Below are 6929 nucleotides of genomic sequence, written 5' to 3' on the forward strand. Positions count from 1 at the left end.
CCGGCGCCCAGGGTCGAGGCGCTCTGGTAGGCCAGGGACGTGCCGGTGTAGCGCACCTCGGTGGGGAAGAGCTCGGACAGGAAGGCGGTGTAGGGGCCGAACAGCGCCCCTTGCACCAGGGCCTGCCCGACGATGATCGCCACCGCAGTGCCCCAGATGGTTCCGGTGTCGAGTGCCAGCAGCAGGGGGAAGCTGAGCACGGCACCCACCGCGCAGGCGGTCAGCATCACCGCGCGCCGGCCCACCCGGTCGGAGGTCCAGGCGGCCAGGGCCATCACGATGAACATGCCCAGCGGAGCCCACGCCTTGATGTCCAGGATCGCGGGCTGGGGAACGCGCAGCTGGCGGGCGTGCTGGACCGCCCAGACCGACAGGATGCCCTGGGTGGCGAAGCCGGCGATGCCGGCCAGGATGCCCAGGCTCAGCACACGTCCGTGGCGGGTGAAGACCTCGGTGGCCGGCGAGCGGCGCGACTCGGCGCGGTCCTGCAGGTCCTGGAAGAGCGGCGTCTCGGCCACCTGGACGCGCACCACCATGCCCACGACGAGCAACAGCACGGAGAACAGGAAGGGGATGCGCCAGCCCCACGACAGGAAGGCCTCGGGCGACAGGCTGCGACTGGCCAGCCCCATCGCGAAGGCCGCCAGGAAGGAGCCGGCCGGCCCACCCAGGTTGGCGAAGGAGGCCGCGAAGCCACGACGCGTGCCGGGCGCGTGCTCGACGGCCACCAGCACCGCGCCACCGATCTCGCCACCCAGCCCGATGCCCTGCAGCACCCGCAGGATCAGCAACAGCACGGGCGCGGCGATGCCGATGGAGTTCTGGTCCGGCAGCAGGCCGATGCCCACCGAGGCCAGCCCCATCAGCATCATGGTGACCACGAGCATCTTCTTGCGGCCCAGGGTGTCGCCGAACTGGCCGAAGAGCCAGCCGCCGAAGGGGCGGGCCAGGTAGCCGACGGCGAAGGTGGCGAAGCCGGCGACCGTCGCCATGCCGGGGCTGAGGTTGTTGAAGAAGACCTTGTCGAAGACCAGGCTCGTGGCCAGCGCGTACAACAGGAAGTCGTACATCTCGATCGCCGAGCCCATGAAGCTCGAGAACAGGATGCGGCGCATCGCCGGCGTGTTTCAACCCGGCGGGCGACGACGCGGGGGTGGCATCGGGGGTGGGGTGGGGATCGCTCACCCCGGGGAGGCTAGCGGAACGACTGCCACCCGGCGGCTGGTCTCACCGTCCGCGCTCGCGTCCCGGTCGTTCAGGTGCGGGCGTTCGGCCCGACGGTGGTCGGGTCGCCGTGACCGGGCCAGACGACGGTGTCGTCGTCGAAGGGGGCGAACAGGTGGGTCTCGACGTCGTCGAGGAGGCTGGAGAAGTCGTCTTGGCTGGAGGTCTTCCCGACGGCTCCGGGGAACCCTGCCGGGGGGAGTTCGGATGTGTCCGCGCTCGTCCACGGGGAGAGAACGGTATCTCTGCCACGCAGCGAGGAACTCATCGTGCGACCTTCCCGGGTGCTCGGCATCCCAAGCACGGGTGAAGCGGTTGTGCTCGAACTGCTCGCCGATCGACGTGTCATGGTGATCGCGGGAAGTGCGGTCGTGCTCCAGGGCATCGGCCAGTGTCTGGTGCCCGCCGGTCTCGGCACAGTAGTCCCGCATGGCTGCGTCGAAGTGGAACCCCTCACCCACCTGAGCGACGAACCAGCCGAAGGTCCAACCCCTCGATGTGTGCGAAGTCGTCGGGGTTCGCGGTGTGCAGCGGCATGGCCTGGGAGATCGCCACTGCGGCGATGAGCGCGTCGTACCCACGCGCTGCTGGCTTGCGACGCGATGCACGCAGCGACGCCGCCACAGCGGCGAAGGCACGCGCGGCAGCGGCGTCAAATGGCAGGGGATCGAAGGATGCCTCCGCCAGCTGAAGCACCTGCTGTCGGCGCGCTCGCTCCGTCGGGTCACTTGCGAGGAGCGGTCCAATGGACAGCTCCGCGAGGGTGACTGTGCTGATGAGCGGCACCTCGGGGAGGTCCTCGGGGGTGACGCGGGCGAGGTCGATCACGAGATTCGTGTCGAGGAGGCCAGCGCCCTGTGTCGTTCTCACAGCCACCAGTCCAGCATGTCGTCGATGTCGTGCCGGAACTGCTCCGTGTCAATCGGGGGGAGCGTTGCCCAACGCTCCAGCAGTCGGTCCCGATGGAGTGGAGTTCGGCGGAGGGGAATGACTTCTGCCACCGGCTCGCCGTCCTTGGTGACCACGACACTCTCGCCCTGCTGGACCCTCTTCAGCAGGGCGGCGCTGTTGTTGCGGAGATCACGAACCGGAACGCTCATGAGCCATGAGTATCACCCGTGATACGCAATGGTTACCAGCCGCGCGTGCGCCACTCGTCCAGGTGCGGGCGTTCGGCCCCGAGGGTGGTCGGGTCGCCGTGACCGGGCCAGACGACTGTGTCGTCGTCGAAGGGGGCGAACAGGTGGGTCTCGACGTCGTCGAGGAGGCTGGAGAAGTCGTCGTGGCTGGAGGTCTTGCCGACGCCTCCGGGAAAGAGGGCGTCGCCGGTGAGCAGCTGCACGGGGGCGCCGGGGGTGCGCACGATCACCGCCACGGAGCCGGGGGTGTGGCCCACCAGTCCCACCAGCTGCAGGGAGTGCTTTCCCAGCTGCACCACATCACCGGTCCACAGGCCCTCACAGGCCACACCGGTGGCCTCTTCGATGGCCGCGGCGTCGGCTTCGCCGCAGACGGTGCGGGCCCCGGTCCGCTCGGCCATCTCGGCCAGGGCCTGGATGTGGTCGTGGTGCCGGTGGGTGGTGATGATCGTCTCGACGGTGCACTCGCCCACCAGTTCGCGCAGGCGGTCGGGCTCGTCGGCGGCGTCCACCAGTACGGCACGGCCTTCCTCAGTGTGCAGCAGGTAGGCGTTGTTGCCCATGCCTCCCACCACGGTGGTGCTCAGGCTCAGGCCGTCGGACAGCTCATGGGTCTGGATGGTCATCTACAACTCCGGGAGTTCGAGGCTCTCCGCGCCGTGCACCTCGTCGGCGCTGGCGCGGCTGGTCAGCCACCCGAGCAGGTGGGCGTCGCTTCCCCGCACCAGGGGCGCGTCGGCATCCTTCGGCCCGATGCGGGCGGTGAAGCCGCTGGTGCTGGAGACCTGCAGGGCGGGGAAGTCCTGGCGGCGGGCGATGCGCTGGCAGTTCCACTCCAGCAGCCACCGGGCGATGTCGGCCTCCAGCTGTCCGGCGGTGAAGCCGTGGTCGAGGTCGATGCGGTGCAGCACCACCTCGTTGAGGCGGGCCACCACCAGGTGGTGGGCGGGCATCCACACGCCGGGACGCACCTCGACGTCGTCGGCGATGCCGGCCTGCTGGAGGTAGTCGAAGGTCTCGTTGAGGTCCCCGGTCGAGGTGTCGAGGTCGATCTGCAGTTCCAGCGCACCGCGCCGCGAGCCCGCCTCGAGCTCGCGCCGCCGGGTGCGCTCGTCGGGGTACATGGTGGTGGGGACGTGGGTGAGCAGGCCGTGCACCACGCGGCGCAGTCCGTCGGCATTGCGCGCCAGGTGGGTGGCGACGTGGGCCCGGGTCCACCCGGTCAGCCTGCTGGGTTCGTGCCACTGCTCATCGGTGATCGAGATTGTGTCGCCGAGCAGGGCCTGGGTGGCCTCCAGCTTGCGGCGTCGCAGCAGGGCCATCGACGCTGTCACGGGCATGACCTGCGCATCGGCCTCCTGCTGATCGCTCATGCACCAAACCTAGCTGCCGTGGGGAGCGGTTGACCACCAGCCTCCCGCACGGCCACCTGCCGGGCGGTCCTGGAGGGTCCGGATCGTCGCCGTCGCGGACTTGTCAGTGGGGCGCCCTACTCTGGAAGGGTGAATGATCGTCTTGTCGTCAAAGGTGCCCGTGAGCACAACCTGCGCAATGTGTCCTTGGACCTGCCGCGCGATGCCCTGATCGTCTTCAGCGGCCTGTCGGGCTCCGGCAAGTCCTCCCTGGCCTTCGACACGATCTTCGCCGAGGGCCAGCGCCGCTATGTGGAGTCCCTCAGCGCCTATGCCCGCATGTTCCTGGGTCAGATGGACAAGCCCGATGTCGACTTCATCGAGGGCCTGTCCCCGGCGGTCTCGATCGACCAGAAGTCGACCAGCCGCAATCCGCGCTCGACGGTGGGCACCATCACCGAGGTCTACGACTACCTGCGACTGATGTATGCGCGCATCGGCCACCCGCACTGCCCCGAGTGTGGTGAGCCGATCAGCCGCCAGAGCCCGCAGCAGATCGTCGACCGGCTGATGGCGCTGCCCGAGGGGACCCGCTTCCAGGTGCTGGGCCCGGTGGTGCGTGGGCGCAAGGGCGAGCACGTCGAGCTCTTCCGCCAGTTCGCCACCGACGGATTCAGCCGGGTGCGGGTCGACGGCCAGGTGCACCAGCTCAGCGACCCGCCCACGCTGGACAAGAAGTTCAAGCACGACATCGACGTGGTGGTGGACCGGGTGGCGGTCAAACCCACGGCGAAGCAGCGGATCACCGACTCGGTGGAGACCGCGCTGCGCCTCACCCAGGGCGTGGTGGGCATCGACTTCGTCGACCTGGACGCCAAGGACCCTGGCCGTGAGCGTCGCTATTCGGAGAAGATGGCCTGCCCCAACGAGCACGACATCTCCATCGAGGAGCTGGAGCCCCGCCAGTTCTCCTTCAACGGCCCCTGGGGCGCCTGCCCGGCCTGCACCGGCCTGGGTACGACCAATGAGGTGGATCCGGAACTGGTGGTGCCGGACGAGACGAAGTCGCTGGTCGACGGCGCGATCGCGCCTTGGGCCAATGCCCACGTCGCCTCCCACTACGAGCACGTCTTCGAGTCGATGGCCGAGCAGCACGGCTTCAGCGTCACCCAGCCCTGGCGCGAGCTCCCGGCAAAGGTGCAGAAGCTGCTGCTGGAGGGCGCTGGGGAACCGGTCTACGTGCGCTACCGCAACCGTTTCGGACGCACCCGCACCTTCACCCAGAACTACGAGGGCGTGCTGCGCTATGTGCGTCGCCGCTTCGACGAGGCCGAGACGGACTCGGCCAAGGATCGCTGGGGCGGCTACCTGCGCGAGATCCCGTGCCCCACCTGCCATGGCGCCCGCTTGAAGCCGACCAGCCTGGCCGTGACCGTCGGCGACCGCAACATCTCGCAACTGGCCGACATGTCCATCCGGGAGGTTGCCGACTTCCTTGGGGCGCTGCAGATGAGCGAGCGGGAGTCGCAGATCGCCGAGCGCCTGGTCAAGGAGATCAACGAACGGCTGCGCTTCCTGCTCGACGTGGGCCTGGAGTACCTGACGCTCTCCCGGGCGGCGGGCACCCTGTCAGGTGGCGAGGCGCAGCGCATCCGTCTGGCCACCCAGATCGGGTCTGGACTGGTGGGCGTGCTCTACGTCCTCGACGAGCCCTCGATCGGCCTGCACCAGCGCGACAACCACCGGCTGATCCAGACCCTGCTGCGACTGCGGGACCTCGGCAACACCCTGATCGTGGTCGAGCACGACGAGGACACCATCCGGGTTGCCGACTGGACCGTCGACATCGGCCCCGGCGCCGGTGAACTGGGCGGCAATGTCGTGGTCTCGGGTCCCGTCGAGGAACTGCTGGCCAGCAAGGAGTCGCTCACCGGCGCCTACCTCTCGGGACGGCGCTCCATCCCGCTGCCGGCCAGCCGACGGGCCTCGACCGGCCGAAGCCTCACCATCCGGGGTGCGCGCGAGAACAACCTCCGGCAGGTGGACGTCACCTTCCCGCTGGGCCAGTTCGTCGCCGTGACCGGCGTCTCGGGCTCAGGCAAGTCGACGCTGGTCAACGGGATCCTCTACAAGGCGCTGGCACAGCGGATCTACAAGTCCAAGGCAGTGCCGGGGCGGCACCAGGGCATCGACGGCATGGACGAGATCGACAAGATCATCCACGTCGACCAGTCACCGATCGGCCGCACGCCGCGCTCGAACCCGGCCACCTACACCGGTGTCTTCGACAAGATCCGCAACCTCTTCGCCGCCACCCCCGAGGCGAAGGTGCGCGGCTACCAGGCCGGGCGCTTCAGCTTCAACATCAAGGGCGGGCGCTGCGAGAACTGCATGGGCGACGGCACGATCAAGATCGAGATGAACTTCCTGCCCGACGTCTACGTCCCCTGCGAGGTGTGCAAGGGGGCGCGCTACAACCGCGAAACCCTCGAGGTGCACTACAAGGGCAAGACGATCGCCGAGGTGCTGGACATGCCGATCAGCGAGGCCGTCGACTTCTTCGCCGCCCACACCGCCATCTCACGCCACCTCAAGACGCTGGACGAGGTGGGCCTGGGCTATGTGCGGCTGGGGCAGCCGGCCACCACGCTCTCGGGCGGTGAGGCGCAGCGGGTGAAGCTCTCGACCGAGCTGCAGCGACGCTCCACCGGACGCACCATGTACGTGCTCGACGAGCCCACCACAGGCCTGCACTTCGAGGACATCCGCAAGCTGCTGGGCGTGCTGCAGCGTCTCGTGGACCAGGGCAACTCGATCGTGGTGATCGAGCACAACCTGGACGTGATCAAGACCGCCGACCACCTGATCGACATGGGCCCGGAGGGCGGATCGGGTGGCGGCACCGTGGTGGCCCAGGGCACGCCCGAGCACGTCGCGGCCTGCGAGGAGAGCTACACCGGGCATTTCCTCAAGCAGGCGCTGGCCGGCAAGGAGGTGCCGGTGGCCGAGCCCGTCGAGCTGTCGGCCGCGGCGACGGCCCCGGCCAAGGGTGCGAAGAAGGCTGCCGCGAAGAAGACCACTGCCAAGAAGACAACTGCCACAAAGGCGACGGCGAAGAAGACTGCGGCCGGCAGGTCCTCCTAGGGTCCGACCTCTCGGCCGCCGGCCGGCAGCCACGGGGCGGGCCATGATCACGATGATCATGGCCCGACCT

The 6929-nt window shown here is 68.7% G+C and carries 7 protein-coding genes; 1 reads left to right on the plus strand and 6 read right to left on the minus strand.

The window, feature by feature from the left end; genetic code table 11:
• From ACHFFZ_RS07360 to ACHFFZ_RS07385, 6 genes are all read right to left on the minus strand, one after another.
• A partial coding sequence (locus ACHFFZ_RS07360; RefSeq protein ID WP_394276000.1) for an MFS transporter occupies positions 1-1115 on the minus strand: 1115 nt, incomplete at its 3' end.
• Positions 1116-1255: 140 nt separating this feature from the next.
• Complete coding sequence (locus ACHFFZ_RS07365; protein WP_394276001.1) at positions 1256-1492, minus strand: hypothetical protein; 237 nt, start codon at positions 1490-1492, stop codon at positions 1256-1258.
• A 185-nt stretch (positions 1493-1677) separates the two neighbouring features.
• Positions 1678-2100, minus strand: coding sequence for a type II toxin-antitoxin system VapC family toxin (locus tag ACHFFZ_RS07370; RefSeq protein ID WP_394276002.1), 423 nt, complete (start codon positions 2098-2100; stop codon positions 1678-1680).
• Entirely contained in the window at positions 2091-2324 is a 234-nt protein-coding gene (locus ACHFFZ_RS07375) for a type II toxin-antitoxin system Phd/YefM family antitoxin (RefSeq protein ID WP_394276003.1), read from the minus strand. The genes ACHFFZ_RS07370 and ACHFFZ_RS07375 overlap by 10 nt, the downstream gene beginning before the upstream one ends.
• 32 nt (positions 2325-2356) lie before the next feature.
• Positions 2357-2989, minus strand: a complete 633-nt coding sequence (locus ACHFFZ_RS07380) for an MBL fold metallo-hydrolase (protein WP_394276004.1) — start codon at positions 2987-2989, stop codon at positions 2357-2359.
• The gene (locus tag ACHFFZ_RS07385) at positions 2990-3736 is read right to left on the minus strand and encodes a TyeA family type III secretion system gatekeeper subunit (protein WP_394276005.1); all 747 of its coding nucleotides are present in this window, start codon (positions 3734-3736) and stop codon (positions 2990-2992) included.
• Positions 3737-3865: 129 nt separating this feature from the next.
• Between ACHFFZ_RS07385 and uvrA the strand changes: the two genes are divergently transcribed.
• The gene (gene uvrA, locus ACHFFZ_RS07390; RefSeq protein ID WP_394276006.1) at positions 3866-6859 is read left to right on the plus strand and encodes an excinuclease ABC subunit UvrA; all 2994 of its coding nucleotides are present in this window, start codon (positions 3866-3868) and stop codon (positions 6857-6859) included.
• The last annotated feature ends 70 nt before the right edge of the window (positions 6860-6929 follow it).

It is taken from the genome of Luteococcus sp. (assembly GCF_043424415.1).
GTDB lineage: Bacteria > Actinomycetota > Actinomycetes > Propionibacteriales > Propionibacteriaceae > Luteococcus.